The 25,873-nt window shown below is 30.9% G+C and carries 33 protein-coding genes; 32 read left to right on the forward strand and 1 reads right to left on the reverse strand.

Annotated features, from left to right (window positions below):
- The first annotated feature begins 7 nt into the window (after window positions 1–7).
- The 32 genes from rpoB (at window position 8) to ACTTAX_RS01070 (ending at window position 25,221) form a co-directional block, all read left to right on the forward strand.
- Window positions 8–4,093 carry a DNA-directed RNA polymerase subunit beta gene (rpoB, locus tag ACTTAX_RS00915; protein ID WP_440692194.1) on the forward strand — a complete coding sequence of 1,362 codons (4,086 nt, stop codon included), beginning with the start codon at window positions 8–10 and terminating at the stop codon, window positions 4,091–4,093.
- A complete protein-coding gene (gene rpoC, locus ACTTAX_RS00920; protein WP_440648603.1) occupies window positions 4,093–8,265 on the forward strand; it encodes a DNA-directed RNA polymerase subunit beta' in 4,173 nt (1,390 codons plus the stop codon). The genes rpoB and rpoC overlap by 1 nt, the downstream gene beginning before the upstream one ends.
- A gap of 169 nt (window positions 8,266–8,434) precedes the next feature.
- Window positions 8,435–8,806 (forward strand): 30S ribosomal protein S12, encoded by a 372-nt coding sequence (gene rpsL, locus ACTTAX_RS00925; protein WP_075506813.1) that lies wholly within the window; start codon window positions 8,435–8,437, stop codon window positions 8,804–8,806.
- Complete coding sequence (gene rpsG, locus ACTTAX_RS00930) at window positions 8,806–9,276, forward strand: 30S ribosomal protein S7 (protein ID WP_075506812.1); 471 nt, start codon at window positions 8,806–8,808, stop codon at window positions 9,274–9,276. Before rpsL ends, rpsG begins: the two co-directional genes overlap by 1 nt.
- 5 nt (window positions 9,277–9,281) lie before the next feature.
- Window positions 9,282–11,360 carry an elongation factor G gene (gene fusA / locus ACTTAX_RS00935; RefSeq protein ID WP_440693741.1) on the forward strand — a complete coding sequence of 693 codons (2,079 nt, stop codon included), beginning with the start codon at window positions 9,282–9,284 and terminating at the stop codon, window positions 11,358–11,360.
- Window positions 11,360–11,668, forward strand: coding sequence for a 30S ribosomal protein S10 (gene rpsJ, locus ACTTAX_RS00940; protein ID WP_023853699.1), 309 nt, complete (start codon window positions 11,360–11,362; stop codon window positions 11,666–11,668). The genes fusA and rpsJ overlap by 1 nt, the downstream gene beginning before the upstream one ends.
- Window positions 11,669–11,670: 2 nt before the next feature.
- Window positions 11,671–12,381 (forward strand): 50S ribosomal protein L3, encoded by a 711-nt coding sequence (gene rplC, locus ACTTAX_RS00945; RefSeq protein ID WP_440692195.1) that lies wholly within the window; start codon window positions 11,671–11,673, stop codon window positions 12,379–12,381.
- On the forward strand, window positions 12,381–13,004 hold the full coding sequence (gene rplD / locus ACTTAX_RS00950; protein ID WP_262589100.1) for a 50S ribosomal protein L4: 624 nt from the start codon (window positions 12,381–12,383) through the stop codon (window positions 13,002–13,004). Before rplC ends, rplD begins: the two co-directional genes overlap by 1 nt.
- A 1-nt stretch (window position 13,005) precedes the next feature.
- Window positions 13,006–13,299: a 50S ribosomal protein L23 gene (rplW, locus tag ACTTAX_RS00955; RefSeq protein WP_262589101.1), complete on the forward strand. Its 294-nt coding sequence runs from the start codon at window positions 13,006–13,008 to the stop codon at window positions 13,297–13,299.
- A 3-nt stretch (window positions 13,300–13,302) separates the two neighbouring features.
- A complete protein-coding gene (rplB, locus tag ACTTAX_RS00960; protein ID WP_440692196.1) occupies window positions 13,303–14,142 on the forward strand; it encodes a 50S ribosomal protein L2 in 840 nt (279 codons plus the stop codon).
- On the forward strand, window positions 14,142–14,432 hold the full coding sequence (rpsS, locus tag ACTTAX_RS00965) for a 30S ribosomal protein S19 (RefSeq protein WP_440692197.1): 291 nt from the start codon (window positions 14,142–14,144) through the stop codon (window positions 14,430–14,432). The genes rplB and rpsS overlap by 1 nt, the downstream gene beginning before the upstream one ends.
- A gap of 2 nt (window positions 14,433–14,434) precedes the next feature.
- The gene (gene rplV, locus ACTTAX_RS00970; protein WP_075506805.1) at window positions 14,435–14,833 is read left to right on the forward strand and encodes a 50S ribosomal protein L22; all 399 of its coding nucleotides are present in this window, start codon (window positions 14,435–14,437) and stop codon (window positions 14,831–14,833) included.
- Entirely contained in the window at window positions 14,817–15,497 is a 681-nt protein-coding gene (gene rpsC / locus ACTTAX_RS00975) for a 30S ribosomal protein S3 (RefSeq protein WP_075506804.1), read from the forward strand. The genes rplV and rpsC overlap by 17 nt, the downstream gene beginning before the upstream one ends.
- Window positions 15,497–15,907: a 50S ribosomal protein L16 gene (rplP, locus tag ACTTAX_RS00980; RefSeq protein WP_075506803.1), complete on the forward strand. Its 411-nt coding sequence runs from the start codon at window positions 15,497–15,499 to the stop codon at window positions 15,905–15,907. The genes rpsC and rplP overlap by 1 nt, the downstream gene beginning before the upstream one ends.
- The gene (gene rpmC, locus ACTTAX_RS00985; protein WP_075506802.1) at window positions 15,908–16,099 is read left to right on the forward strand and encodes a 50S ribosomal protein L29; all 192 of its coding nucleotides are present in this window, start codon (window positions 15,908–15,910) and stop codon (window positions 16,097–16,099) included. It begins immediately after the preceding gene.
- Window positions 16,092–16,328, forward strand: a complete 237-nt coding sequence (gene rpsQ, locus ACTTAX_RS00990) for a 30S ribosomal protein S17 (RefSeq protein WP_428080011.1) — start codon at window positions 16,092–16,094, stop codon at window positions 16,326–16,328. The genes rpmC and rpsQ overlap by 8 nt, the downstream gene beginning before the upstream one ends.
- On the forward strand, window positions 16,328–16,696 hold the full coding sequence (gene rplN, locus ACTTAX_RS00995) for a 50S ribosomal protein L14 (protein WP_008544079.1): 369 nt from the start codon (window positions 16,328–16,330) through the stop codon (window positions 16,694–16,696). Before rpsQ ends, rplN begins: the two co-directional genes overlap by 1 nt.
- Window position 16,697: 1 nt before the next feature.
- Complete coding sequence (gene rplX / locus ACTTAX_RS01000) at window positions 16,698–16,943, forward strand: 50S ribosomal protein L24 (protein WP_262589105.1); 246 nt, start codon at window positions 16,698–16,700, stop codon at window positions 16,941–16,943.
- A complete protein-coding gene (gene rplE, locus ACTTAX_RS01005; protein ID WP_440692199.1) occupies window positions 16,943–17,497 on the forward strand; it encodes a 50S ribosomal protein L5 in 555 nt (184 codons plus the stop codon). Before rplX ends, rplE begins: the two co-directional genes overlap by 1 nt.
- Window positions 17,498–17,499: 2 nt before the next feature.
- Window positions 17,500–17,805 carry a 30S ribosomal protein S14 gene (rpsN, locus tag ACTTAX_RS01010; RefSeq protein WP_075506797.1) on the forward strand — a complete coding sequence of 102 codons (306 nt, stop codon included), beginning with the start codon at window positions 17,500–17,502 and terminating at the stop codon, window positions 17,803–17,805.
- Between the two features lie 11 nt (window positions 17,806–17,816).
- Window positions 17,817–18,212 carry a 30S ribosomal protein S8 gene (gene rpsH / locus ACTTAX_RS01015; RefSeq protein WP_075506796.1) on the forward strand — a complete coding sequence of 132 codons (396 nt, stop codon included), beginning with the start codon at window positions 17,817–17,819 and terminating at the stop codon, window positions 18,210–18,212.
- Window positions 18,212–18,751, forward strand: a complete 540-nt coding sequence (gene rplF / locus ACTTAX_RS01020; RefSeq protein WP_262589108.1) for a 50S ribosomal protein L6 — start codon at window positions 18,212–18,214, stop codon at window positions 18,749–18,751. The genes rpsH and rplF overlap by 1 nt, the downstream gene beginning before the upstream one ends.
- The gene (rplR, locus tag ACTTAX_RS01025; RefSeq protein ID WP_262589109.1) at window positions 18,751–19,107 is read left to right on the forward strand and encodes a 50S ribosomal protein L18; all 357 of its coding nucleotides are present in this window, start codon (window positions 18,751–18,753) and stop codon (window positions 19,105–19,107) included. Before rplF ends, rplR begins: the two co-directional genes overlap by 1 nt.
- 2 nt (window positions 19,108–19,109) lie before the next feature.
- Window positions 19,110–19,625 (forward strand): 30S ribosomal protein S5, encoded by a 516-nt coding sequence (rpsE, locus tag ACTTAX_RS01030; RefSeq protein WP_075506793.1) that lies wholly within the window; start codon window positions 19,110–19,112, stop codon window positions 19,623–19,625.
- Window positions 19,625–20,077: a 50S ribosomal protein L15 gene (rplO, locus tag ACTTAX_RS01035; RefSeq protein WP_075506792.1), complete on the forward strand. Its 453-nt coding sequence runs from the start codon at window positions 19,625–19,627 to the stop codon at window positions 20,075–20,077. The genes rpsE and rplO overlap by 1 nt, the downstream gene beginning before the upstream one ends.
- Window positions 20,078–20,086: 9 nt before the next feature.
- Window positions 20,087–21,367, forward strand: coding sequence for a preprotein translocase subunit SecY (gene secY / locus ACTTAX_RS01040; RefSeq protein WP_075506791.1), 1,281 nt, complete (start codon window positions 20,087–20,089; stop codon window positions 21,365–21,367).
- A complete protein-coding gene (locus ACTTAX_RS01045) occupies window positions 21,368–21,931 on the forward strand; it encodes an adenylate kinase (protein ID WP_440692200.1) in 564 nt (187 codons plus the stop codon).
- Window positions 21,932–21,986: 55 nt separating this feature from the next.
- Entirely contained in the window at window positions 21,987–22,370 is a 384-nt protein-coding gene (gene rpsM, locus ACTTAX_RS01050) for a 30S ribosomal protein S13 (RefSeq protein WP_075506789.1), read from the forward strand.
- Window positions 22,371–22,372: 2 nt separating this feature from the next.
- A complete protein-coding gene (gene rpsK, locus ACTTAX_RS01055; protein ID WP_440692201.1) occupies window positions 22,373–22,822 on the forward strand; it encodes a 30S ribosomal protein S11 in 450 nt (149 codons plus the stop codon).
- Window positions 22,822–23,850 carry a DNA-directed RNA polymerase subunit alpha gene (locus ACTTAX_RS01060; protein ID WP_075506787.1) on the forward strand — a complete coding sequence of 343 codons (1,029 nt, stop codon included), beginning with the start codon at window positions 22,822–22,824 and terminating at the stop codon, window positions 23,848–23,850. The genes rpsK and ACTTAX_RS01060 overlap by 1 nt, the downstream gene beginning before the upstream one ends.
- The gene (gene rplQ, locus ACTTAX_RS01065; protein ID WP_440692203.1) at window positions 23,850–24,293 is read left to right on the forward strand and encodes a 50S ribosomal protein L17; all 444 of its coding nucleotides are present in this window, start codon (window positions 23,850–23,852) and stop codon (window positions 24,291–24,293) included. Before ACTTAX_RS01060 ends, rplQ begins: the two co-directional genes overlap by 1 nt.
- Before the next feature lie 10 nt (window positions 24,294–24,303).
- Complete coding sequence (locus tag ACTTAX_RS01070; RefSeq protein WP_440692205.1) at window positions 24,304–25,221, forward strand: RluA family pseudouridine synthase; 918 nt, start codon at window positions 24,304–24,306, stop codon at window positions 25,219–25,221.
- On the opposite strand, the gene lipB is transcribed toward ACTTAX_RS01070, so the two are convergent.
- Window positions 25,199–25,816 (reverse strand): lipoyl(octanoyl) transferase LipB, encoded by a 618-nt coding sequence (gene lipB, locus ACTTAX_RS01075; protein ID WP_440692207.1) that lies wholly within the window; start codon window positions 25,814–25,816, stop codon window positions 25,199–25,201. The genes ACTTAX_RS01070 and lipB overlap by 23 nt on opposite strands.
- Between the last annotated feature and the right edge of the window lie 57 nt (window positions 25,817–25,873).

Consider the following 25,873-nt stretch of genomic DNA (forward strand, 5'->3'; position numbering starts at 1 on the left):
AATATAGATGCAATTATCTTTTACTGAAAAGAAAAACATTAGAAAAAGTTTTGGTAAACTAAAAGAAAGCTTATCAATTCCAAATCTTATTGAAGTTCAAAAAAATTCTTACAAAGAATTAACCGAATTCTATGCTGAAACCGAATTAACAAAAGGTTTTGATAGAGTTTTTAAAAGTATTTTTCCAATTGAAGATTTAAATGACAAAGCAACTCTTGAATATGTTTCATACAGGTTAGAAAAACCTAAATTTGATGTTGAAGAATGTATAACAAGAGGTCTAACTTATTCTTCAGCTCTTAAATGTACTTTAAGATTAGTTGTTTACGAAATAGATCAAGAAAACAATACTAAAGATATTTTATCAGCAAAAGAACAAGAAGTTTACATGGGTGAAGTACCTATGATGACTAATAGTGGAACGTTTATTACCAATGGTGTTCAACGTGTTGTTGTAAACCAAATGCATAGAAGTCCAGGAGTTTTCTTTGACCATGATAAAGGAAAAACTCATGCAAGTGGAAAATTATTATTTAATTGTAGAGTAATACCTAACAGGGGATCATGGTTAGATTTTGAATATGATGTTAAAGATTTTTTATATTTTAAAATTGATAGAAAGAAAAAAATATTTGCTTCAACGTTACTTTTAGCTTTAGGTTTTTCTAAATCAGAAATTGTTGATGAGTTTTATGATAGTGAGCAATATACTTTTGATCCTAAGACAGAAAAATGGAAAACTAAATTTAACCCTGAGAATTACAAGGCTAAAAATTTTTCTGAAGAAGTAATTGATGCAAAAACTGGTGAAGTAGTAATCAAATTAGGTGATAAAATTAATTTTTTAAATGCTAAAAAATTAGCTAATGACGGACTTAAAGACATTTTAGTTTCAAGAGAATCTCTTTTTGGAAAATTCTTACATAGAGATATTAAATTAAGTGATGAAGAAGAAGGTACTTTTAAAATTGGTACCGAACTTAATGATACAATTATTCAACAAATACTGGATGCAAATGTTCACTCTTTACAAATATCCGTAACAAATTCCATAAATAAAGGACCATATTTATTAACAACAGTTTTAGCTGACAAAAATAACTCTAAAGATGAAGCTATAACTGAAATATATAAAATGCTAAGACCCGGAGAGCCACCTACAATAGAGATAGCCAATCAAATATTTAACAATCTTTTCTTTAGCTCAGACAGATACGATCTATCTGATGTTGGTAGAGTGAAAATGAATTCAAGACTAAACCAAGAGTGTTCTGATAAAATTACGATCTTAAGAAATGATGACATCATTGCAATTATTCACAAAATGTTAGATTTGCGTGATGGTAAGGATGATGTTGATGACATTGATCATTTAGGAAATAGAAGAGTACGTTCTGTAGGTGAGTTAGTTGAAAACCAAGCGAGAATTGGTGTTTACAGAATGGAAAGGGCTATTAAAGAAAAAATGACTACTCTAGATGTTGAGTCTGCGATGCCACAAGATTTAATTAACGCAAAACCACTAACTGTTTCATTGAAAGATTTTTTTGCTAGCTCTCAACTTTCACAGTTTATGGATCAAACGAACCCATTATCTGAAATTACACATAAAAGAAGAGTTTCTGCTCTTGGACCAGGTGGACTAACTAGAGAAAGAGCAGGATTTGAAGTTCGAGACGTTCACCCAACCCATTATGGAAGAATTTGTCCAATTGAGACTCCAGAGGGACCAAACATCGGTTTGATAAATAGTTTATCAACTTATGCAAAAATAAATAAATATGGCTTTATTGAAAGCCCATATAAAAAAGTAAAAGATGGGGTTGTGCAAGATAAAGTTGAGTATTTATCTGCAATGGAAGAAACCAAATTTACAATTGCTCAAGCAAATACAAAGTTAGATAAAAATGGAAAGATAGTTGAGGAACTTGTTTCTTGCAGACAAAATTTAAACTTCCTCTTATCAAAACCAGATGCAATTGATTATATCGACGTTTCACCAAAACAACTTGTTTCTGTTGCAGCATCTTTAATACCTTTCTTGGAAAATGATGATGCTAACAGAGCTCTAATGGGTTCAAACATGATGAGACAAGCAGTTCCTCTTTTAAAACCAGAATCTCCATTGGTTGGTACTGGAATTGAAAGTGATGTGGCTTTAGACTCTGGTGTAACTATTGTTGCTAAGAGAGATGGAGTTGTTGATAAAATTGACGGTAAGAGAATTGTTATTAAAGTAACAGAAGAAACTGATTTTAGTGAATCAGGTGTAGATATTTATAATTTACAAAAATTTAAAAGATCAAACCAAAATACGTGTATTAACCAAAGACCACTAGTTAGAGTTGGTGATAAAGTTAAATCTGGTGATATTATTGCAGATGGTCCTTCAACAAAATTAGGTGAATTAGCACTTGGAAAAAATGTAACAGTAGCATTTATGCCATGGCAAGGTTACAACTTTGAAGACTCAATTTTGATTTCAGAAAGATGTGTAACTGACGATGTATTTACTTCAGTACATATTGAAGAATATGAAATAATGGCAAGAGACACAAAACTTGGAGAAGAAGAAATTACCAGAGATATTCCTAATGTTAACGAAGAAGCTTTAAAAAATCTTGATGAATCAGGAATAGTTTACATTGGAGCTGAAGTAAACGCTGGCGATATTTTAGTTGGAAAAGTTACACCAAAAGGTGATTCAGCATCAGGACCAGAAGAAAAACTATTAAGATCAATTTTTGGAGAAAAAGCTATTGATGTTACTGATACATCTTTGAGAATGTCACGAGGTGCTAGTGGTACAGTTGTCGATGTAAGAGTATTTAACAGACATGGTATTGAAAAAGACGAAAGATCAATAACTATTGAAAGAGCTGAAATTGAACAAGTTCAGCAAGATAAATTAGTAGAGGAAGAAATTTTAGAGAGAAGCATTAAACAAAGAGCTTCACAAATCTTATCAGGATCATCATTAACTAAAAAAGTAAAAGATTTATCTGAAGGAACAAAACTTGATTTTGATGCAATTAATAATCTATCTATAAATGATGTATTTAAAATAACAGTTGGAAATGTAAATGATGAAGCGACTTTGGCACAACTTAAAGATCAATACAACAAAGCAAAACAAGACATTACAGAAAGATTTGAAGATAAAGTTTTAAAAATTAGAAGTGGTGATGATTTATTACCAAGTGTTATGAAAATGGTAAAAGTTTTTGTAGCCATTAAGAGAAGATTAAGACCAGGTGATAAAATGTCAGGACGACATGGTAATAAGGGCGTCGTTAGTAAAATAGTACCAGTTGAAGATATGCCATACAGAGAAGATGGTAGACCAGTTGATATTGTTTTAAACCCTCTAGGTGTTCCAAGTAGGATGAATGTAGGTCAAATTTTAGAAACTCACCTTGGTTGGGCTTGTAAAGAATTTGGTGAACAGATTAAAAATTTAGTTAACGAAAATAATAAAAAGATTGAAAGAACTGAAAAAATAGAAAAATTTTTAAAATCTGTTTATGGAGAAGATACTTTCAATGAAAAAGTAGACAAATTAAGTAAGAACGAATTTAAAGACCTGTGTGAAAATTTACAAAATGGGATTGCAATATCCACTCCTGTTTTTGATGGCGCTAAAGAGAAAAATGTAACTGACATGTTAGAGTTAGCGAACTTACCAGGATCTGGACAAACTTATTTATGGGATGGAAGAACTGGAGAAAAATTTGACAGACCAGTTACAGTTGGAATAATTTATATGCTGAAACTTCATCATTTAGTTGAAGATAAAATTCATGCAAGATCTACAGGTCCTTACAGTTTGGTTACACAACAACCTCTTGGTGGTAAAGCACAATTAGGTGGTCAAAGATTTGGAGAAATGGAAGTATGGGCTCTTGAAGCTTACGGAGCTTCTTATACTTTGCAAGAAATTTTGACTGTAAAATCTGATGATGTTGCAGGAAGAGTTAAAGTTTACGAAACTATAGTTAAAGGTGAAGAGAATTTCGAGTCTGGTATTCCAGAGTCATTTAACGTCTTAGTTAAAGAAATTAAATCATTAGCATTAAATGTGGAGCTTAATTAATGAAAAAAGAATTAACTGATTTATTTAAAGGAAGCGAAATTTCAGAAGCGCAAAATTTCAATAGTATTAAAATTTCTTTAGCTAGTCCTGAGAAAATTAAATCTTGGACATTTGGTGAAATTAAAAAACCAGAAACTATAAATTATAGAACATTTAGACCAGAGAAAGATGGTCTATTCTGCGCAAGAATTTTTGGACCAATCAAAGATTATGAATGTTTGTGCGGAAAGTATAAACGAATGAAATTTAGAGGTATTATTTGTGAAAAATGTGGCGTTGAGGTAACAAAATCTAATGTAAGAAGAGAGAGAATGGGCCACATTAATCTCGCAACTCCTGTGGCACATATTTGGTTTTTGAAATCATTACCAAGTAGAATTGCACTTGCAGTAGATATGAAGTTGAAAGAAATCGAGAGAGTTCTTTATTTTGAAAACTTTATAGTAATCGAACCGGGATTAACTGGTTTGCAAAAAAACCAACTTTTAAATGAAGAAGAATTAGCAAAATATCAAGATGAATTTGGAGAAGAAAGTTTTACTGCAGGTATTGGAGCAGAAGCTGTTCTTGAGATGTTAAAAAATCTTGACTTAGAATTAGAGAGAAAAAATCTTGTTAGCTTTATTAAAGAGACTAAATCTAAAGTTAATGAAGAAAGAGCAATTAAGAGATTAAAATTAATAGAGTCATTTATCGAAACTGGTCAAAAACCAGAATGGATGATTATGACTGTGGTTCCTGTTATTCCACCAGAATTAAGACCATTGGTTCCGCTAGATGGTGGTAGATTTGCTACTTCAGATCTTAACGATTTATATAGAAGAGTTATTAACAGAAATAATAGATTAAAAAGACTAATGGATCTTAAAGCTCCAGACATCATTGTTAGAAATGAAAAAAGAATGCTTCAAGAATCTGTTGATGCTCTTTTCGATAATGGAAGAAGAGGTCGTGTTATTACTGGAACAGGTAAAAGACCACTTAAATCTCTTGCAGAAATGCTTAAAGGTAAGCAGGGTAGATTTAGACAAAACTTATTAGGGAAAAGGGTAGATTACTCAGGAAGATCAGTAATTGTTGTCGGTCCAGATTTAAAATTACATGAGTGTGGATTACCAAAAAAAATGGCTTTGGAGTTATTTAAACCATTTTTATACGCAAGATTAAACAAATTAGGTTTAGCATCTACAATTAAACAAGCTAAAAAATTAGTAGAGAAAGAAACTAATGCTGTATGGGATGCACTAGAGTTAATCGTAAGAGAGCACCCTGTTTTATTAAATAGAGCACCAACACTTCATAGACTTGGTGTTCAAGCTTTTGAACCAAAATTAATTGAAGGTGATGCAATTGAGCTACACCCTTTGACTTGTGCAGCTTTTAATGCTGATTTTGATGGTGACCAAATGGCTGTTCATGTACCTTTAAGTTTGGAAGCTCAGTTGGAAGCAAGAATATTAATGCTATCAACAAACAACATTTTATCTCCTTCAAATGGTAAACCAATAATCGTTCCAAGTCAGGATATGATTTTAGGAATATATTATCTTTCTCAGGAACCAGTATCGGATAAACCATCTGGATACTTTACTAATTCTGATCAAATAGAGTTTGCATTATCTTCAGGTGAAATTAACGTTCATAGCACTATTATTTCAAGATATGAAACTGTTGATGAACAAGGAAATAAGAAGATTGAAAAATACACATCAACTGCAGGAAGATTTTTATTAGCCAACCTATTACCAAAAAATAGCAATATTAAATTTTCATTAGTTGATAGATTGCTACCAAAAAAAGTTGTTTCCGAAATAATTGATGTTGTTTTTAGATTCTGTGGTCAGAAAACTACAGTTATTTTCTGTGATAAACTTAAAGATTTAGGATTTAAACATGCATTTAAAGCAGGAATTTCGTTTGGAAAAGATGATTTAATTATTCCTGAAAATAAAACTCAATTAATTGATGATACTAAAAAATTAATTGCAGATTATGAAACTCAATATGCCGAAGGTTTGATTACAAGAGGCGAGAAGTACAACAAGGTTGTCGACGCATGGTCCAAATGTACTGATAAAGTTGCGGGTGAAATGATGAAAAGAATTTCTGCAACTGAAAAAACTGAAGAGGGTTTAAAAATAAATTCAGTATTTATGATGGCTGATAGCGGTGCTAGAGGTTCAGCAGCGCAAATGAAACAATTAGCTGGTATGAGAGGATTAATTGCAAAGCCTTCAGGTGAAATTATTGAAAGTCCAATTATCTCTAACTTTAAAGAAGGTTTAACAGCTTTAGAGTATTTTAATTCTACACACGGAGCAAGAAAAGGATTAGCAGATACCGCGCTTAAAACAGCAAGCTCTGGTTATTTAACAAGAAGATTGTGTGATGTTGCTCAAGATTTAACAGTAACAAAAATTAAATGTGAAGAACCAGGTTTTATTGAACTATCAGAGATCTTAGAGGGTGGTAATGTAGTTGTTAGTTTGGCTGAAAGAGCACTAGGTAGAGTTACAGCTGCTGAAGTGAAAAATCCTCTAAGTGGTGAGGTAATAATCAAAAAGTCTGAAATGATTGACGAGGCAGGCTGTGATAAAATTGATGCAGCAGGTGTTAAATCTATAAAAGTTTATTCAGTAATGACTTGTAGTTCTAAAGAGGGTGTTTGTGCTACTTGTTACGGAAGAGATTTATCTAGAGGTAAAATGGTGCATGTGGGTGAAGCAATTGGTATGATTTCAGCTCAATCAATTGGAGAACCAGGTACGCAGTTAACGATGAGAACATTCCACGTTGGGGGAACAGCTTCTGTTAAACAAGATAACCAAATTATCAGCAAAAGCGATGGAACATTAAAAATTATTAACTCAAATATTCTAGAAGATTCTAAAAAGAATTTAATTGTTATGGGAAGAAATACTCAACTTTCTATTGAGGATGATAAAGGAGTTCAAATAGCAGTATATAAAGTTGCTTATGGATCAAGATTATTTTTTAATAATGGAGATAAAGTTAAAGCAAATACAAAAATTTGTGAGTGGGATCCATATACAACTCCAGTTATTGCTGAAAAGAGTGGTATTGCAAGTTATGTTGATTTGATAGATGGTGTTTCAATTCAAGAAACTACTGATGATGCAACTGGTATTTCATCAAAATCTGTGATTGATTGGAGAGGTCAATCTAAGAGTACAGATTTAAAACCAAGGATTACTTTAAGAGATGAAAAAGGAAATGTAATTAAAAAAGCTGATGACAATGAAGCTAGATATTACTTAGTTCCAGATTCAATTTTATCAATTAAGGATGGTCAAAAAGTTTATGCTGGTGATGTTATTGCAAGATTGCCTAAAGAAACAACAAAAACTAAAGATATTACCGGAGGTCTTCCAAGAGTAGCTGAACTTTTCGAAGCTAGAAAAGCTAAGGACAGTGCTATTATTGCTGAAAATGATGGAAGCGTTGTTTTTGGAAAAGAAGTAAGAGGTAAGCAAAGAATTTCGATCGTTCCTGAAGACGGATCAGAACCATCAAATTATTTAATTCCAAAAGGAAAACACATTAACTTTAATCCCGGTGAAAAAATTCAAAAAGGTGAATATCTTTTAGATGGACAGCCATTACCGCATGATATTTTAAGAATTTTAGGCATTAAAGAATTAACAGAATATTTTGTTAATCAAGTTCAAGAAGTATATCGATTACAAGGTGTAATTATTAACGATAAACATATTGAAACAATTTTAAGACAAATGCTTAAGAAAGTTGAAGTTAAGGTATCTGGAGATTCAAGTTATTTACCGGGTGAAGTGGTTGATAGAATCAAGTTTGATAATACTAATGAAAAATTAGTTGCTGAAGGTAAAACTCCTGCAGTTGGAGAAAGAGTTTTAATGGGTATTACTAAAGCTTCACTTCAAACAGAATCATTCATTTCTGCTGCATCATTCCAAGAGACAACAAGAGTATTAACAGATGCTGCAATTAAAGGGAAAGTTGATCCATTAAACGGTTTAAAAGAGAACGTAATAGTTGGAAGATTAGTTCCTGCTGGAACGGGCAATATCAAGAACAGATGGAACAACAAGGCCTTAGAAGATGATAATAGCTTCTTAGCAGAACAAGATAAACTTGAAGCTTCTGAGCCTGAAGAAACACAAGTAAATCAATAAAAAAATCACCTAAAAATTGCAGTTTTAGTTTGACAATAGCTGATTAATAAGTATTTTGGCGATGTTTTTGGTTGGAATGTAGTGCTCTTGAGGTACTAAACGCTGCCACAAAATAACCTGTCAGTTATTTTCATCTCAAAAATAAATTAATTAATTTTAAAAAAAAATTATGCCAACTATTAATCAGTTGTTAAGAAAAAAAAGAGTTAAACAAGTTTCTAGGAACAAAGTTCCTGCTTTACAGAAGCAACCTTTGAAAAGAGGTGTTTGTGTTAAAGTTTATACAACCACTCCAAAAAAACCAAACTCTGCATTAAGAAAAGTTGCTAGAGTTAGATTGTCAAACGGTTTTGAAGTAACTGCTTATATTCCAGGCGAAGGTCATAACTTACAAGAACACTCAGTAGTACTAATTAGAGGTGGAAGGGTTAAAGATTTACCTGGTGTTAGATATCATATCTTAAGAGGAAATTTAGATACACAAGGTGTTGCAAATAGAAAACAGAGAAGATCTTTATACGGAACAAAAAAAGGTAAATAATGTCTAGAAAAAAAACTCAACCCAAAAAAAATGTAGTTCCTGATCCAAAATTTAATTCAACTATAATTCCAAAATTAATAAATAACATCATGTATGATGGTAAAAGAGGAATTGCTGCAAAAATAGTTTATGAAGCAATAGAGAAAATTAAAACAAAAACTAAAGACGAGCCTATAAATATTTTCAATGAAGCGATTAACAATATCAAACCAACAGTAGAAGTTAGATCACGAAGAGTAGGTGGTGCAACTTACCAAGTGCCTGTTGAGGTAAAAAGTAAAAGAGCCCAAGCGCTTGCAATAAGATGGTTAGTTGATTCAGCTAGAAAAAGAAAAGACAAACACATGGCAGATAAAATTTTTAACGAACTGTACGATGCTTATGAAAAAAAAGGTGCTGCAGTGAAAAAACGAGAGGATGTTCATAAAATGGCAGAGTCTAATAAGGCATTTGCTCATTTTAGATGGTAAAAATTATGGCTAGAACTCATACATTAGATAAATATAGAAACATTGGGATCATGGCCCACATAGACGCTGGTAAAACAACTACTACAGAAAGAATTTTATATTATACAGGAAAAAGTCATAAAATTGGTGAAGTACATGATGGTGCTGCAACAATGGATTGGATGGAGCAAGAACAAGAGAGAGGTATCACAATTACTTCTGCAGCAACAACTTGTTTCTGGAATGACCACAGAGTTAATATAATTGATACTCCAGGCCACGTCGATTTTACAATTGAAGTAGAAAGATCTTTAAAAGTACTAGATGGTGCTGTGGCTGTATTTGATGGAGTTGCTGGTGTAGAGCCTCAATCTGAGACAGTATGGAGACAGGCAGACAAATACAAAGTTCCGAGAATTTGTTTTGTAAATAAACTCGATAGAACTGGTGCTGATTTCTTTAGATGTGTTGATATGATCAGAGATAGATTGGGTGCTAAACCATTAGTTTTACAAGTACCTATTGGAATTGAAGCTTCATTAACTGGTGTTGTTGATCTAGTTAAAATGAAAGCCCAAGTATGGAAAAATGAAGCACTAGGCGCAGAGTGGGAATATAAAGATATACCTGATGATTTAAAAGAAATTTCAGAAAAATACAGAACCGAACTAATTGAGTCTGCAGTTGAGCAAGACGAAAAGTTAATGGAAGCGTATTTAAACGGCGATGAAATTAAAGAGGAAGATTTAGTTAAATGTATCAGAAAAGGAACTTTAAATTTTAGCTTTGTTCCTGTTTTAACTGGTTCAGCTTTTAAAAATAAAGGTGTTCAACCTTTATTAGATGCTGTTATTAATTACCTTCCAAGTCCAGTAGATATTGGGTCTATTAAGGGAACTAAAGTTGGTTCAGATGATGAAATTGAAATGAAGTTTGAGGATGGATCATCTTTTTCAGGTTTAGCATTTAAAGTTGCAAATGATCCTTTTGTTGGTTCATTAACATTTGTTAGAATTTATTCTGGTACAATTAAATCTGGTACAGCTGTGTACAATTCTTCATCGGATAAAGAAGAAAGAGTTGGTCGTATGCTTTTAATGCATGCAAACTCTAGAGAAGATATTAAAGAAGCAAATGCAGGTGATATTGTTTCTTTGGCAGGTTTAAAAAATACTATGACAGGTCATACTTTGTGTGACAAAGAAAGTCCTGTTTTATTAGAGCCAATGGAATTCCCTGAACCAGTAATTGAAATTGCTGTTGAGCCTAAAACAAAAGGTGACCAAGAAAAAATGGGTGAAGCTTTAGCAAGATTAGCTAAAGAAGATCCATCATTTAGAGTATCATCTGACGAGGAATCTGGTCAAACAATCATCAAAGGTATGGGTGAGTTACACTTAGATATTATTGTTGATCGTATGAAAAGAGAATTTAAAGTTGAAGCAAATGTTGGAGCTCCACAAGTTGCTTACAGGGAGACAATAGAAAAATCAGCTGAATTTGAATATATACATAAAAAACAAAGTGGTGGCGCTGGTCAATTCGCTAAAGTAAAATTATTTGTTGAACCTCAAGAACCAGGTAAGGGTAGAGAGGTTGAAAGTGCCATTAAAGGTGGAGCTATTCCAAAAGAATTTATCCCAGGTGTTGAAAAAGGTATTGAGACAGTATCTGATAGTGGAATATTAGCAGGTTTTCCTATGATTGATTACAAAGTAACGATTGTTGATGGTTTGCATCATGATGTAGACTCAAGTGTTCTAGCATTTGAACTTGCCAGCAGAGCATGTTTTAAAGAAGCTTGCACTCAAGGTGGATTAAAGCTTTTAGAGCCCATTATGAGAGTGGAAGTTGTTACTCCAGAAGATTATATGGGTGATGTAATTGGTGATCTAAACAGTAGAAGAGGCCAAATTAGCACTCAAGAGCAAAGAGGTAATGCAACTGTAATCACGGCAATGGTTCCTTTAGCAAATATGTTTGGCTACATAAACAATCTAAGATCAATGTCTCAAGGAAGAGCGCAATATTCAATGTTCTTTGATCATTATTCTAAAGTTCCACAAAACGTTCAAGATGAAGTAACTAAAAAGGTAGCAGGTTAATGGAAAAACAAAATATTAGAATTAAACTAAGAGCATACGATAATAAAGTTTTGGATGCTTCTACCGAAGAAATAGTTAATACAGTTAAACGAACTGGAGCTACTATAAAAGGTCCAATACCACTTCCTACTAGAATTGAAAGATATACAGTTTTAAGATCTCCACACATTGATAAAAAAAGTAGAGAGCAATTTGAGTCTAGAACTCACAAAAGATTAATAGATATTATAGAACCAACACCACAAACAGTAGAAGCTTTAATGAAATTAGACCTAGCTTCAGGTGTAGATGTGGAGATAAAAATTTAATTATGAGCGAGATAGCTTTATTAGGTAAGAAAATTGGCATGACTAGAGAATTTTATAAATCTGGTCAGTTGGTGCCTGTTACAGTTCTTAAAGTTGAAAAAGCTAGAGTTATTCAAGTAATTGAAGAAGAAAAAAGAGGTTACAAAGCTGTTCAACTTGGATATGGAAAAATTAAAAATTCAAAATTAACAAAAGCAATGAAAGGTGTTTTTGCAAAGAAAAACACTGAAGCTAAGAAAAAATTAAAAGAATTTAGAGTAAACGATACTTCTGCTTACAAAGAAGGAAATGAATTTGGTTTAGAAATTTTCAAAGATATAAAATTTGTAGACACAAGATCAAAAACGATTGGTAAAGGTTTTGCTGGTGCAATGAAGAGACATAATTTTGGAGGCTTAAGAGCCAGTCATGGTGTTTCTATTTCTCATAGAGCTCATGGTTCAACAGGACATAGTCAAGATCCAGGTAAAGTTTTTAAAGGAAAAAAAATGGCTGGTCATATGGGTGATAAGTTAAGAACCATGCAAAATATCGAAATAATAAAAACAGATTTAGAAAATGAGTTACTTTATTTAAAGGGATCCATTCCAGGATCAAAAAATGCTGAAGTGATGGTTAAAAGATCTGTCAAAAATATAAATAAAATGACAATCAGTGAAAAATTAGCTGCTGCCGAGGAAGCAAAAAAAAAACCAGATAAGAAGAAAAAATAATGAAATTAGATAAAATTAGCATAGACGGAAAAAAAGATACTATTGAAGTGTTAGATAAAATATTTTCTGCAAAAATTAATCAAAAGTTAGTTGCTAGTGTTTTATATAAAACAAATGCCAACTACAAAGGTAGACACGCTAAAACTAAACAACAAAATGAAGTAAAAGGTCCAACATCAAAAATTTATGCACAAAAAGGAACTGGTGGAGCACGACACGCTAGTAGAAAAGCTCCTATTTTTGTTGGTGGTGGTATAGCTCACGGTCCAAAAGGTGAATTAGCTTACAAAAAAAGAAAGTTAAATAAAAATGAAAAGAAACAAAGTGTTGCTTCTTTAATTACTGAAAAAAATAATAATAAGAATTTATTAATTTTAAATGATTTTAATTCTGAAATTAAAAAAACAAAAGAAATGAATTCAATAATTAATAAACTAGAGATTTCTAATTCATTAATTATACTTGATAAAAATTCTAAAGATAAGATAGAAAAATCTGTAAGAAATATTCCAAACGTAAAAGTTACTGACGTAAATCATTTTAGCGCTTACGATATTATAAAATTTAAGAAAGTAGTTTTTACTGAAAGTTCAGTAAAAGAATTGGAGAAAAGGTATTCTTAATATGGATAAAATTCATTTATACGACAAAATTCTTTTTCCAGTTGTTACTGAGAAATCAACAAACCTATCAGAATTGAATAAAATTACTTTTAAGGTTCCTGATGGTGCAAATAAAAAAAACCTAAAAAAAAATATTGAAAAAATTTTTAAAGTTAATGTCACTAAAATTAACATCATCAATAAACAAAATAGAACTAAACTCACTAGAGGTAAAAAAGTGAAAGTTTCGGGATACAAAAAAGCAATTATAACTCTAAAAAAAGGTCAAAGTATTGATCTAACAACAGGAATTTAAGAAATGGCACTAAAAACTTTTAAACCATACACAAAATCTACCAGAGGTACTATTTTAGTAGATAGAACAGGTCTATGGAAAGGTAAACCTTTTAAAACTCTTGTTTCCCCAAAAAATGCTATGAAGGGTAGAAATAATAATGGACACATCACTTCAATTAACAGAGCAGGCGGTCATAAGAAAATGTATAGACATGTTGACTTTTATAGAAAAAAATTTGACATGGAGGCTACTGTTGAAAGAATAGAATACGATCCGAATAGATCTTGCTACATAATGTTGGTTAAATTTGAAGATGGAACACATTCGTATTTTTTAGCTCCTCAAAATATTAAAGTTGGAGATAAAATTGAGAGTGGATCAAAAAAAGAAATTAAAATTGGAAATTGTATGCCACTACAAGATATACCAGTTGGTATCAATATTCATAACGTTGAAATTCAACCAGGTGGCGGTGGTAAAATAGCTAGAGCTGCTGGTTCTTCAGTAACGATTAGTGGATTAGATGGAAATTATAGTTTAATTAAATTAGCATCAGGGGAAGTACGTAAAATAGACTCAAGGGCTTTGGCTACTATTGGAATATTAAGTAATCCTGATCAAAAAAATATTAAAATTGGTAAAGCTGGTAGATCAAGATGGTTGGGAAGAAGACCTCATACTAGAGGTGTTGTTAAAAACCCAGTAGATCACCCACATGGAGGTGGTGAAGGTAAGTCAGCTGGAGGAAGACATCCGGTGTCTCCAACAGGACAATCAGCAAAAGGTTTAAAAACTAGAGATAATAAGAGAACAGATAAATTTATAGTGAAGAGAAGAAATAAAAGGAAGGATACTAAGTAATGGCTAGAGCTGTATGGAAAGGACCATTTGTTGAAGATAGCTTGATGAAAAAAGTAGACAAGTACAAAGATGATCCGAAGAAAATTCCAATTAAAACATGGTCTAGAAAATCTACTATTCTTCCAGATTTTGTAGGGGTAGCTTTTCAAATATATAACGGTAAGAAATTTATACCAATAACAGTTTCAGAGGATATGGTGGGTCATAAATTAGGAGAGTTTGCTCCAACAAGAACTTTTTTTGGACACACACCAGCTGATAAGAAAGCTAAACCAGCAGAGAAAAAATAATTATGGGTAAGAAAAAGAAAATTGATAAAAACAACGATAAGACTGTAAAGTCTATAAACAATGGAATTAGATCTAGCGTAAGAAAGATTAATCCAATTCTAAAAAGTATTGTTGGTAAAAAGGTTGATGTAGCTATTAGAGATCTACAGTTTTCTGAAAAAAGAGTTACCAGAGATATTAGAAAAACAATTAGCTCAGCTGTTGCAAACGCCGAAAATAACTTTCAATATGATATTGACAATTTAATTGTCAAAGAAGCGTATTGTGGAAAAAAAATTGTTATGAAAAGATTTAGACCAAGAGCAAAAGGTAGAGCGGCACCAATTTTAAAACCTTGGTCAACAGTAACTATAATTTTATCAGAGGCAAAACAAATGGAGAAACATGGGACAAAAGGTTAATCCTGTAGGTTTTAGATTAGGTGTAAACAGAGGTTGGGACTCTGTTTGGTATGCTAAGAAAAAAGATTTTGGCAACTATCTAATTGAAGATTTTAAAATAAGAGAATACATCAAAAAAAATGTAATTAATTCAGGTGTATCTAAAGTGATGATAGAGAGAACATCAAACAAATGTTACGTTACAATTTACACATCTAGACCTGGATTTGTAATTGGTAAAAAAGGTAGTGATATTGATAAAATTAAAAACAACTTATCAAAATTTACGACAAATGAGGTAAACTTAAATATCAAAGAGGTTAAAAAACCTGAAACAAATGCATATTTAGTTGCTGAAAACATTGCACAACAGTTAGTAAAAAGAATTTCATACAGAAGAGCCATGAAAAGAGCCATGCAATCATGTATCAGACTAGGTGCAAAAGGGATTAAAGTTTCAGTAAGTGGAAGATTAGGTGGTAATGAGATCGCTAGAACTGAATGGTTAAGAGATGGTAGTATACCATCACACACTTTAAGAGCAGATATAGATTATGCAGAAGCGGAAGCTCTTACAACATATGGAATTATTGGAATTAAGGTTTGGATCTATAAGGGAGAAGTTTTTGCAAGAGAGTTTAGCCAGGAAACAAACAAAGTAACTCCAAAGGAAGGTAAACAATAATGCTTCAGCCAGTAAGAACTAAATGGAGAAAAGCTCATAAAGGCAGAATTCATGGTAACGCTACTAGAGCAAGCACTATTAATTACGGCGCATATGCTTTGAAGGCATTACAGCCTGAAAGAGTTACTGGAAAACAAATTGAGGCTGCTAGGGTTGCTTTAACTAGACACATGAAAAGACAAGGAAGAGTATGGACAAGAGTTTTTCCAAATATTCCAGTTTCTAAAAAACCTATAGAAGTTAGAATGGGTAAAGGAAAAGGATCACCAGAATATTTTGCCTGTAGAGTAAAACCTGGGAGAATTTTATTTGAAGTTGATGGTGTGTCTGAACAAATTGCTAAAGAGGCACTTTATAAAGCTTCAGCAAAGTTACCAATAAAAACAAAAACAATAAAGAGATTTGCATAAATGAAAAAACAAGAAATTAAAAAATTAAGTAAAGATGAAGTTATCAAAAATATTGATAAGCTTAAAAAAGACTTATTTAATTTTCGATTTCAAAAAATGAATTCTCAAATAACTAATCCTGCAAAAATTGGAGAAACAAGAAAAACAATTGCAAGATTGAAAACAATTTTAAAAGGAAAATCAAATGCCTAAAAAAATATTAACAGGAGTGGTGATAAGCGACAAACCTAATAAAACAATTACAGTTATGGTAGAGAGAAAATATTCACACCCTGTATTAAAAAAAGTCATAAGAGTTAGAAAAAATTACAACGCTCATGATGAAAATAATACATTTAAAACAGGTGATAAAGTTTCAATTATTGAAAGCAAACCATTTTCAAAAAATAAAAAATTTCAAGTTATGGAGAATAATAAATAATGATTGGTGTTCAGACAGAATTACAGGTTGCTGATAACACTGGTGCAAAAAGAATAGAGTGCATCAAAGTATTGGGTGGATCTAAGAGAAGATATGCCAGCATTGGAGATACAATTGTAATTGCTGTGAAAGAGGCTATCCCTAAGGGCAAAGTAAAGAAAGGAACCGTTCATAAAGCTGTAGTAGTTCGAGTTAAAAAAGGAATTCATAGAAACGATGGATCAAAAGTAAAATTTGATAATAATGCAGCAGTATTAGTTGACGATAAGGGTGAACCAGTTGGTACTAGAATATTTGGCCCAGTTACTAGAGAATTAAGAAGTAGAGGGCAAATGAAAATAATTTCACTAGCGCCGGAGGTTTTATAAGATGATTAAAAAAGGTCTAAAAGTAAGAGTGCTAACAGGAAAAGACAAAAAAAAAGAAGGCGAAGTTATCGAAATAGACAGAGCGAATAACAGAGCCAAAGTAAAAGAAATTAATATGGTTAAAAAACACGTTAAAACAACAAAAGAGAAAAAAGGTGGTATTTTTTCAAAAGAAGGTTTTATTCATTTATCAAATTTAAAATTAATAGATGAAAAAGCAGAAAAGAAAAAAGAGGCTAAGAAATAATGACTCCAAGATTAAAAGAAATTTTTAATAAAGAAATACAACCAGCTTTAAAAGACCAATTTGGCTTTAAAAATATTTACATGGCGCCAAGAATTGAAAAAATTATTTTAAATATGGGTCTTGGTTTAGATGGTTCAGACTCTAAAATACTTAAATCATGTGAAGAGGATATGGCTAAGATAACAGGCCAAAAACCTGTAACTACAAAATTCAAAAAATCTGTAGCTAATTTTAAGACAAGAAAAGGATCTAATGCAGGCTTAAAAGTAACTTTAAGAAAAAATAAAATGTACGAATTTTTAGATAGATTAGTAAATATTGCTCTTCCTAGAATTAAAGATTTCAGAGGATTGTCGCCAAAAGGTTTTGATAAATTCGGAAATTATACTTTTGGCATAAAGGAACATATCATATTTCCTGAAGTTAGTTTTGATAGAGCTGATAAAGTTAGAGGTTTAGATATCGTTATTGTTATAAAAGCAATTAGCAAAGAGCACAGCTTTGCATTATTAGAAAAAATGAATTTTCCATTTATTAAAAAAGGAGACAATTAAAAATGGCTAAACTTAGTGCTGTAAATAAAAACAAAAAAAGAATTAAACTTTCAGACAAAATGTTCAAGAAAAGACAAAATTTGAAAAAAATAATAATGGATAAAAAACTTCCATTAGAGGAAAGATTTAAGGCACAGCAGAAATTATCAAAATTGCCAAGAAATTCAGCTAAAACAAGAGTGATGAACAGATGTGAAATAACGGGTAGACCACATGGTGTTTATAGAAAATTAAAAATATCAAGAATTGCTCTTAGACAATTAGGATTACAAGGAAAAATACCTGGCTTAGTTAAGTCGAGCTGGTAGGAAGGAAAATTATGAGTTTAAGTGACCCAATAGGAGATATGATAGCTAGAGTTAAGAATGCTCAAGCGAGAAATCATAAAAAAGTAGATTTGCCATCATCAAACTTTAAATCAAAAATTGCAGATATACTTAAAAATGAAGGTTTTATAAAAGATTTTAAAATTAGTTCAGAAGATAAAAAACCAACATTGTCTTTAGAGCTTAAATATCACTCTGGTAACCCAGTTATCAGTGCATTTGAAAGAGTTTCTAAACCAGGAAGAAGAATTTTTTCAAGTGCCGAAGGTTTACCTAAAATTAATAACGGTCTTGGTATAGCAATAGTTTCTACACCAAAAGGTGTAATGACTGATATTGACGCCAGAAAACAACGTGTTGGTGGTGAAATTATTTGTAAGGTATTTTAATGTCTAAAATTGGAAAAATAAATATATCAATCCCTGAAAAAGTTAAAGTAGCTTTAGCTGGCAATATTATAAATATAGAAGGGCCATTAGGAAAGAAATCAATAAATATTGATTTGGATATGTTTAATTTGGATATCAAAGAAGGAAAAGAGATTTCAATAAAGCCAAAAAAAATTGACCAAAATTCTAAACGACTTTGGGGTATGAACAGAAGTTTAATTAATAATGCTGTAATTGGCTCAAGCACTGGCTACGAAAAAGTGTTAGAACTTGTAGGTGTTGGATATAGAGCAGCATTAAAAGGAAATCAGCTAAATTTACAATTAGGCTACAGTCACGATATTGATTTTGATATTCCAGAAGGAATTAAAATTGCTGTAGAAAAACAAACTACACTTAAGATCACTGGATCTGACAAACAATTAGTTGGTGAAGTTGCATCAAAAATTAAAACATTTAGAAAAATTGAGCCATATAAGGGTAAAGGTGTTAGAGAAAAAGGCCAATATGTACTTAAAAAAGAAGGTAAGAAAAAATAATGAAACTAAACACAAGTATTAGAAAAAGATTTAGAGTTAGCAATAAAGTAAAAAAAGTTGCTCCAAAAGATAGATTTAGATTAAGCATTTCTAGATCTGCCAAAAATATTTCAGCTCAAATCATCGATGATACAAAAAAAGTAACTTTGTTATCAGCTTCATCCATTGAGAAAGATTTAAAATCATCTGATAAAATTAACAAAACAGAGTTGTCAAAATTAGTTGCTCAAAAGCTTGCAAAAAAAGCTCAGGAAAAAAATATTACAAAAATTTATTTTGATAGAGGATCTTATAAATATCATGGTAGAATCAAAGCTTTTGCAGACACATTAAGAGAAAATGGAATGGAATTTTAATTATGGAAAATAACAAAGACAAAAAAACAGACGACATTTTAGAAAAGTTAGTTCATATCAACAGAATTACAAAGGTTGTTAAAGGTGGAAGAAGATTTGGTTTTTCAGCTCTTGTAGTGGTAGGTAATCAAGCTGGAAAAATTGGAATAGCACACGCTAAAGCAAAACAAGTTCCAGATGCAATTAAAAAAGCTAATGAAATGGCGAGAAGAAAATTAACACATATACCTTTGAGAGAAGGAAGAACAATTCATCATGATGTAAAAGCTAAAGATGGCTCTGGTAGAATAGTTTTAAGAGCAGCATCAAAAGGTACAGGTATTATTGCAGGTGGTCCAGTTAGAGCAGTATGCGAGGTATTAGGTGTAAAAGATATTGTTGCTAAATCAATGGGCACATCAAATGCACACAATGTGATTAGAGCAACCATGAAAGCTTTAATGAAACAAAATTCACCAAAACAAATTTCAGCAATAAGAAATAAAAAAATATCAGAAATTATTGAAAAAAGAGGATAATGATTACATTAAATACGAGACAGAAAATTAACAAACCTAAAATTAGAGTAGGAAGAGGTATTGGATCAGGAAAAGGTAAGACATCGGGAAGAGGCGTTAAAGGTCAAAAATCTAGATCTGGTGTAGCAATAAAAAGTTTTGAAGGTGGTCAAATGCCTTTATACAGAAGATTACCTAAAAGAGGTTTTAATCCAATTTCAAGAGAAAACATTGCAATTTTAAACTTGGAAAAAATTCAGTCTTATATTGATAAAAAAAATATTAATCCAAATGAAGTGCTTAATTCTTCATCTCTAAAAAAATTAAAATTAATAAACAAAAACTCTACAAAATTAAAAATATTAGGTACTGGAGAGTTAAAAGATAAAATTAATATTGAGGCTGACTTGGCATCAAAATCAGCAATAGAAAAACTAGAAAAAATTGGTGGATCTATTCAATTAAAAAAATAATTTGTTTAAATGAGCGCATCATCTTCAACAAATGATCTAAGAAATAGAATAATTTTTACCATAGCAATCCTTGCAGTATATAGATTTGGTACGTTTGTTCCTTTACCAGGAATTGACCCAGAACAATTAAAAATCATGATGGATGGTAATCAAAAAGGGTTACTTGGTATGTTTAATGTTTTTGCTGGAGGAGCAGTTAGTAGAATGGCAATTTTCGCTCTTGGTATAATGCCATACATATCATCTGCTATTATAGTTCAGTTGTTAACAGGGGTTTCAGATTATTTTAAGAATTTAAAAGCACAGGGAGAAACAGGTAGAGCAAAGATTACTCAAATAACAAGATATGGAACAGTTTTACTTGCTACAGTTCAAGGTTATGGTTTATCAGTAGGTTTAGAATCTTCTGCAGATTTGGTAATTAATCCAGGAGCTTTTTTTAAAATTACAACAGTTACAACTATTGTTGCTGGTACAATTTTTCTTATGTGGCTAGGTGAACAAATCACTCAAAGAGGAATTGGAAATGGGATTTCTCTAATTATTTTTGCTGGTATTGTTGCCGAAATACCTAGAGCTTTAGTTACAACTTTTGAATTAGGTAGAACAGGTGCTGTGTCAACATTCATGATTCTAGCAATTTTTGTTCTATTAATATTAACTATTTTATTTGTTGTTTTTATGGAGAGAGCGTTAAGAAAAATTCTTATCAATTATCCTAAAAGACAAATGGGAAACAAAATGTATGGTGGAGAGTCTTCTCATTTGCCATTAAAAATTAATCAAGCAGGAGTAATACCAGCAATTTTTGCATCTGCTTTATTATTGTTACCTGTTACTTTTTCTAATTTTTCTTTTTCAAATAATGAAACTTTTTTAAACTTAAGTTCTTATTTTACTCAAGGTCAACCTTTGTACATGTTGCTATATGCATCTGGTATAATATTTTTTACATTTTTCTATACTTCAATTACATTTAATCCAACTGAAACAGCAGAAAACTTAAGAAAATATGGTGGCTTTGTTCCAGGAATTAGACCTGGTGAAAGTACAGCATTATATATTGAAAATATTTTAACTAAACTTACTACAATAGGTGCTTTATATTTGACACTTGTATGTTTAATGCCAGAATTTTTAATAGCTAATTACCCAATTCCTTTTTATTTAGGTGGTGCATCTATTTTAATTGTTGTTGTTGTTGCCATTGATACTGTAACTCAAATTCAAACAAGATTAATGAGCTCTCAATACGAACAATTAATTAAAAAAACTAAATTTGGAAAGTAAGTGAATATAGTTTTGTTTGGACCGCCTGGTGCTGGTAAAGGTACTCAAGCTAAATATTTAGTAAAGAAACTAAATTCATTTCAGATCTCAACTGGCGAACTTTTAAGAGAAGAAATTTATAAAAATTCAGATATTGGTAAGATGATTACCAATGACATGAAAAATGGTAAATTTGTAAGTGATGAAATTGTAAATAAGCTTATTGAAAATTTAATTTCTGACCCTCAAAAAAAAAATAGATTAATATTTGATGGATACCCTAGATCTTTGAGCCAAGCAAAAAATTTAAATATCTTACTCGAGGCATCAAATCAAAAGATAGATTTAATTTTGTATCTTAAAGTTGATAAAGATACAGTGGTAAAAAGACTAGAAAAAAGAAAAATTATTGAAAATAGATCAGACGATGAAACAAATACTATTCTAAAACGTTTTGACACATACATGAACACAACAGAGCCAGTACTTAATTACTACTCAGAGAATCCTAAATTTAAGGAAATTGATGGCAGCTTAGAAATAGACGAAATAACAAGGAAAATAGACACTTTTATAAATGTTTAAGACGTTGACTTTGATTAATCTTCTTATATAAAAGGCACAATTTATCACAAAAATTATGGCTCGTATCGCAGGTATAAACATTCCACAAAATAAACTTGTCCACATTGGACTAACATATATTTACGGAATTGGAGATAAATTCTCACAACAAATTTGTTCTTCTCTAGAAATTCCAAGAGCTAAAAGAGTGAATGAGTTAACTGATGATGAAATTTTAAAAATAAGAGAATACATTGATCAAAATTTTAAAGTGGAAGGAGATCTTAGAAGAGATTATTCTTTAAGTATTAAAAGATTAATAGATCTTGCATGTTATAGAGGAACAAGACATAGAAAAAAATTACCTGTAAGAGGTCAAAGAACAAGATGTAACGCAAGAACAAGAAAAGGAAAAGCAATCGCTATTGCAGGGAAGAAATTAACACCAACTAAAAAATAATAATGGCAAAAACAGAAAAAACTGACAATAAAGATCAGAAGATAGAAAAATCTTCTAAAAAAAGTGCAAAGAGCTCCTATTCAAAAAAGAAAAAGATAAAAAAGAATATTTTAAATGGAATTGCTTACGTGCAGTCGACATTTAACAACACTATAATTTCAATTGCTGATACAAATGGAAATGTAATATCCTGGGCATCTGCTGGACAGAAAGGATTTAAAGGATCAAGAAAATCTACACCTTATGCAGCTCAAATAGCAGCGGACTCCGCAGCATCAAAAGCATTAGAGTATGGAATGAAAACTTTATCTGTTGAGGTAAAAGGGCCTGGTTCAGGAAGAGAAACAGCGCTAAGAGCTTTACAAGCCAGAGGTTTTAAAATTTTGTCAATTAAAGACACAACACCAATGCCTCATAATGGAACTAGACCACCAAAAAAAAGGAGAGTTTAATGGAAGTAGAAAACGTTAATGTTAAAAATTGGAAATCTTTGATTAAACCATCTAAATTAGATGTTCAAATAAGTGATGACTTAACACATGCTAAGATTATAGCTGAGCCTTTAGAAAAGGGCTATGGATTAACTTTAGGAAACTCTTTAAGAAGAATTTTGCTTTCTTCAATCAGAGGAGCTGCGGTTACTTCGATACAAATAGATGGTGTTCTGCATGAATTTACATCAATTAAAGGTGTAAGAGAAGATGTAACAGACATAGTGTTAAATGTTAAATCTCTAGCATTAAAATGTAACTCTGAAGGTACAAAAAAATTAGTTTTAGACGCAAAAGGTCCGGGTGAAATAAAAGCTTCAGACATTGCTCCTGTGACTGATGTGGAAATATTAAATCCTGAGTTAGTAATCTGTAACTTAGATGAAAATACTACTTTTCACATGGAAATGAATGTAAACACTGGAAAAGGTTATGTTCCAGCTGAGCTAAATAAACCAGAGGAGCCACCATTAGGTTTAATTGCAATTGACTCTTTGTATAGTCCTGTAAAAAAAGTTTCTTATTCTGTTAGCACAGCAAGAGAAGGAAAAGCTCTTGATTATGACAAATTAACAATGGAAGTAGAAACTAATGGTTCAATTTCAGCTGAAGATGCTGTTGCGTATTCTGCAAGAATTTTTCAAGACCAGTTAAAAATGTTTGTTAATTTTGATGAACCTGTCGAAGCTCCAGTAAAAGAAGTTTCATCTGAGCCTGAATTTAATAAGAATTTATTAAGAAAAGTTGATGAACTAGAGCTATCTGTTAGATCAATGAATTGCTTAAAAAATGACAACATAATTTATATTGGTGATTTAGTTCAAAAATCTGAGGGTGAAATGTTAAGAACACCAAATTTTGGCAGAAAATCTTTAAATGAGATTAAAGAAGTTCTAACTGGAATGTCTCTGTATTTAGGCATGGAAATACCTAACTGGCCACCAGATAATATTGCAGAAATGTCTAAAAAATTAGAGGAAGCAATTTAATGAGACACGGCTTTGCCAATAAAAAATTAAATAGAACTTCTGAGCATAGAAAAGCTCTATTAAAGAATATGTTAAATTCTTTGATAAAATATGAACAGATCAAAACTACATTACCCAAAGCAAAATTTTTAAGACCTCAAGCTGACAAAATTATTACTTTAGGTAAAAAAGATACATTGCAAACAACTAAGATGCTTGTATCTCAACTTCAAGATATTAAATCAGCTAATAAAGTAAAAAAAACTCTTTCTAAGAGATATTCAAATAGAAAAGGTGGCTACACTAGAATTATTAAAGCAGGTTTTAGATATGGGGATAATGCTCCAATGGCAATTATAGAATTTGTTGATAGAGATGTCGAAGCCAAAAGAGTAGATAAGAAGAAAAAAGATACGTCAAAAGAAACTTCCAAAACAGAAGAAAATAAACAAGCTACAGCTTAAATCCTAAGTCATGAACAAATCATACATCGTTGATTCAACGTGTAATGATATGCGTGTTGATAGATGGATGAGATTAAATATTGGAAAAATACCTCAAGGTTTAATTGAAAAATATCTTAGGACAGGAAAAATTAAAATTAACAAAAAAAAAATTAAAAGTTCTCACAAAATAAAAAAAGGAGATCAGATAAATATATTTAATATTGAATTCAAAGAAAGAGTAGAACAAAAAAAAATAAAATTTTTACCAACTAAAGAAATAATAAAATCAAACGAAGATCAAATAATTGATGATAATGATAATTTTGTTGTATTAAATAAAGCATCAGGAATATCAGTACAAGGTGGTACAAAATCTAAAAAAAACTTAGTTGATATTTTTGCAAAGAGTGAAATTTTTAAAGGAACAAAACCTTATTCTGTTCATAGATTAGACAAAGATACATCTGGTGTATTTATAATGGCGAAAAATAGAGAGAGCGCTCAGTTACTAACATCATTATTTAGATTAAGAAAAGTACATAAAACTTATCTTGCTATATGCCAAGGAGAAATAAATAAAAACAGAGGCGTTTGGGATGATGACCTAATAAGATATGATGGAGATAAAAAGTTAGTAGAAAAAGCAAAAACTATATTCAAGGTAATAGATAAAAATTCTGAAGCATCCTTATTAGAGTTAAAACCAATAACTGGAAGAAAACATCAATTACGTAAACAACTTTTTGCAATTGGGAATCCTATATTTGGTGATACCAAATATAAACTATCTAAGTCTGATAAAGGTATAAATAAAAATCTTATGCTGCACTCGTATAAAATTAAATTTAAAATAAATGATATGAAGCATACTTATTCAGCCTTATTACCAGAATATTTTAAAAAGTTGTTAAAATCAAAAAGACTTAGTTTTTCAAATTTGAAATAAAATTTTCAATAATTTCATTATTCAACTTAGAATAATCTTGATTTGAAATTTTTTTTAAATTTGTCACACCTTTATCAGAAATTCCACAAGGTAATATTTTTTTATAATTATCTAAGTTGTTATCTACATTTATTGCAAATCCATGATATGCAATCCATTTTCTTACCCTAATGCCTATGGCAGCAATTTTTTGAATTTCATTTTTATCTTTATACCATATTCCAATATTTTCTTTATCAGGAAATGTTTCAATATTATATTTTTTTAAACTTTGAATAATTGTATTTTCAATAGTTGAAATAAATTTTCTAATGTCTTTTTTTTCTCTTAGATCAATTACAAAATAACAAATTAATTGACCCGGACCATGATACGTAATTTTTCCACCTCTGTTTGTTTTTAATAGATCAATTGATTTATCAATTATTTCATTTTCTTTATAGGATGTACCTGCAGTAAAAATTTCAGGATGCTCTAAAATCCAAATTAATTCTTTTTCTTTATTAGCTGTAATATTTTTTAATCTAGACTCTAATAGATCAATTGCCTCAAAATAATTTACCGGTTTTATTGACTTTTTGATCTCTATATCCATTTAAAATTTGTAATATTTTAATTATGTATTAATAGTGCACAACTAAATTATAGGTAC

This window comes from Candidatus Pelagibacter sp. HIMB1695 (assembly GCF_052047655.1).
Lineage (GTDB): Bacteria > Pseudomonadota > Alphaproteobacteria > Pelagibacterales > Pelagibacteraceae > Pelagibacter.

Coding starts and splice junctions, on each gene's coding strand:
- rpoB (WP_440692194.1), top strand. CDS start 8: ATGCAATTATCTTTTACTGAAAAGAAAAACATTAGAAAAAGTTTTGGT.
- rpoC (WP_440648603.1), top strand. CDS start 4,093: ATGAAAAAAGAATTAACTGATTTATTTAAAGGAAGCGAAATTTCAGAA.
- rpsL (WP_075506813.1), top strand. CDS start 8,435: ATGCCAACTATTAATCAGTTGTTAAGAAAAAAAAGAGTTAAACAAGTT.
- rpsG (WP_075506812.1), top strand. CDS start 8,806: ATGTCTAGAAAAAAAACTCAACCCAAAAAAAATGTAGTTCCTGATCCA.
- fusA (WP_440693741.1), top strand. CDS start 9,282: ATGGCTAGAACTCATACATTAGATAAATATAGAAACATTGGGATCATG.
- rpsJ (WP_023853699.1), top strand. CDS start 11,360: ATGGAAAAACAAAATATTAGAATTAAACTAAGAGCATACGATAATAAA.
- rplC (WP_440692195.1), top strand. CDS start 11,671: ATGAGCGAGATAGCTTTATTAGGTAAGAAAATTGGCATGACTAGAGAA.
- rplD (WP_262589100.1), top strand. CDS start 12,381: ATGAAATTAGATAAAATTAGCATAGACGGAAAAAAAGATACTATTGAA.
- rplW (WP_262589101.1), top strand. CDS start 13,006: ATGGATAAAATTCATTTATACGACAAAATTCTTTTTCCAGTTGTTACT.
- rplB (WP_440692196.1), top strand. CDS start 13,303: ATGGCACTAAAAACTTTTAAACCATACACAAAATCTACCAGAGGTACT.
- rpsS (WP_440692197.1), top strand. CDS start 14,142: ATGGCTAGAGCTGTATGGAAAGGACCATTTGTTGAAGATAGCTTGATG.
- rplV (WP_075506805.1), top strand. CDS start 14,435: ATGGGTAAGAAAAAGAAAATTGATAAAAACAACGATAAGACTGTAAAG.
- rpsC (WP_075506804.1), top strand. CDS start 14,817: ATGGGACAAAAGGTTAATCCTGTAGGTTTTAGATTAGGTGTAAACAGA.
- rplP (WP_075506803.1), top strand. CDS start 15,497: ATGCTTCAGCCAGTAAGAACTAAATGGAGAAAAGCTCATAAAGGCAGA.
- rpmC (WP_075506802.1), top strand. CDS start 15,908: ATGAAAAAACAAGAAATTAAAAAATTAAGTAAAGATGAAGTTATCAAA.
- rpsQ (WP_428080011.1), top strand. CDS start 16,092: ATGCCTAAAAAAATATTAACAGGAGTGGTGATAAGCGACAAACCTAAT.
- rplN (WP_008544079.1), top strand. CDS start 16,328: ATGATTGGTGTTCAGACAGAATTACAGGTTGCTGATAACACTGGTGCA.
- rplX (WP_262589105.1), top strand. CDS start 16,698: ATGATTAAAAAAGGTCTAAAAGTAAGAGTGCTAACAGGAAAAGACAAA.
- rplE (WP_440692199.1), top strand. CDS start 16,943: ATGACTCCAAGATTAAAAGAAATTTTTAATAAAGAAATACAACCAGCT.
- rpsN (WP_075506797.1), top strand. CDS start 17,500: ATGGCTAAACTTAGTGCTGTAAATAAAAACAAAAAAAGAATTAAACTT.
- rpsH (WP_075506796.1), top strand. CDS start 17,817: ATGAGTTTAAGTGACCCAATAGGAGATATGATAGCTAGAGTTAAGAAT.
- rplF (WP_262589108.1), top strand. CDS start 18,212: ATGTCTAAAATTGGAAAAATAAATATATCAATCCCTGAAAAAGTTAAA.
- rplR (WP_262589109.1), top strand. CDS start 18,751: ATGAAACTAAACACAAGTATTAGAAAAAGATTTAGAGTTAGCAATAAA.
- rpsE (WP_075506793.1), top strand. CDS start 19,110: ATGGAAAATAACAAAGACAAAAAAACAGACGACATTTTAGAAAAGTTA.
- rplO (WP_075506792.1), top strand. CDS start 19,625: ATGATTACATTAAATACGAGACAGAAAATTAACAAACCTAAAATTAGA.
- secY (WP_075506791.1), top strand. CDS start 20,087: ATGAGCGCATCATCTTCAACAAATGATCTAAGAAATAGAATAATTTTT.
- rpsM (WP_075506789.1), top strand. CDS start 21,987: ATGGCTCGTATCGCAGGTATAAACATTCCACAAAATAAACTTGTCCAC.
- rpsK (WP_440692201.1), top strand. CDS start 22,373: ATGGCAAAAACAGAAAAAACTGACAATAAAGATCAGAAGATAGAAAAA.
- ACTTAX_RS01060 (WP_075506787.1), top strand. CDS start 22,822: ATGGAAGTAGAAAACGTTAATGTTAAAAATTGGAAATCTTTGATTAAA.
- rplQ (WP_440692203.1), top strand. CDS start 23,850: ATGAGACACGGCTTTGCCAATAAAAAATTAAATAGAACTTCTGAGCAT.
- ACTTAX_RS01070 (WP_440692205.1), top strand. CDS start 24,304: ATGAACAAATCATACATCGTTGATTCAACGTGTAATGATATGCGTGTT.
- lipB (WP_440692207.1), bottom strand. CDS start 25,816: ATGGATATAGAGATCAAAAAGTCAATAAAACCGGTAAATTATTTTGAG.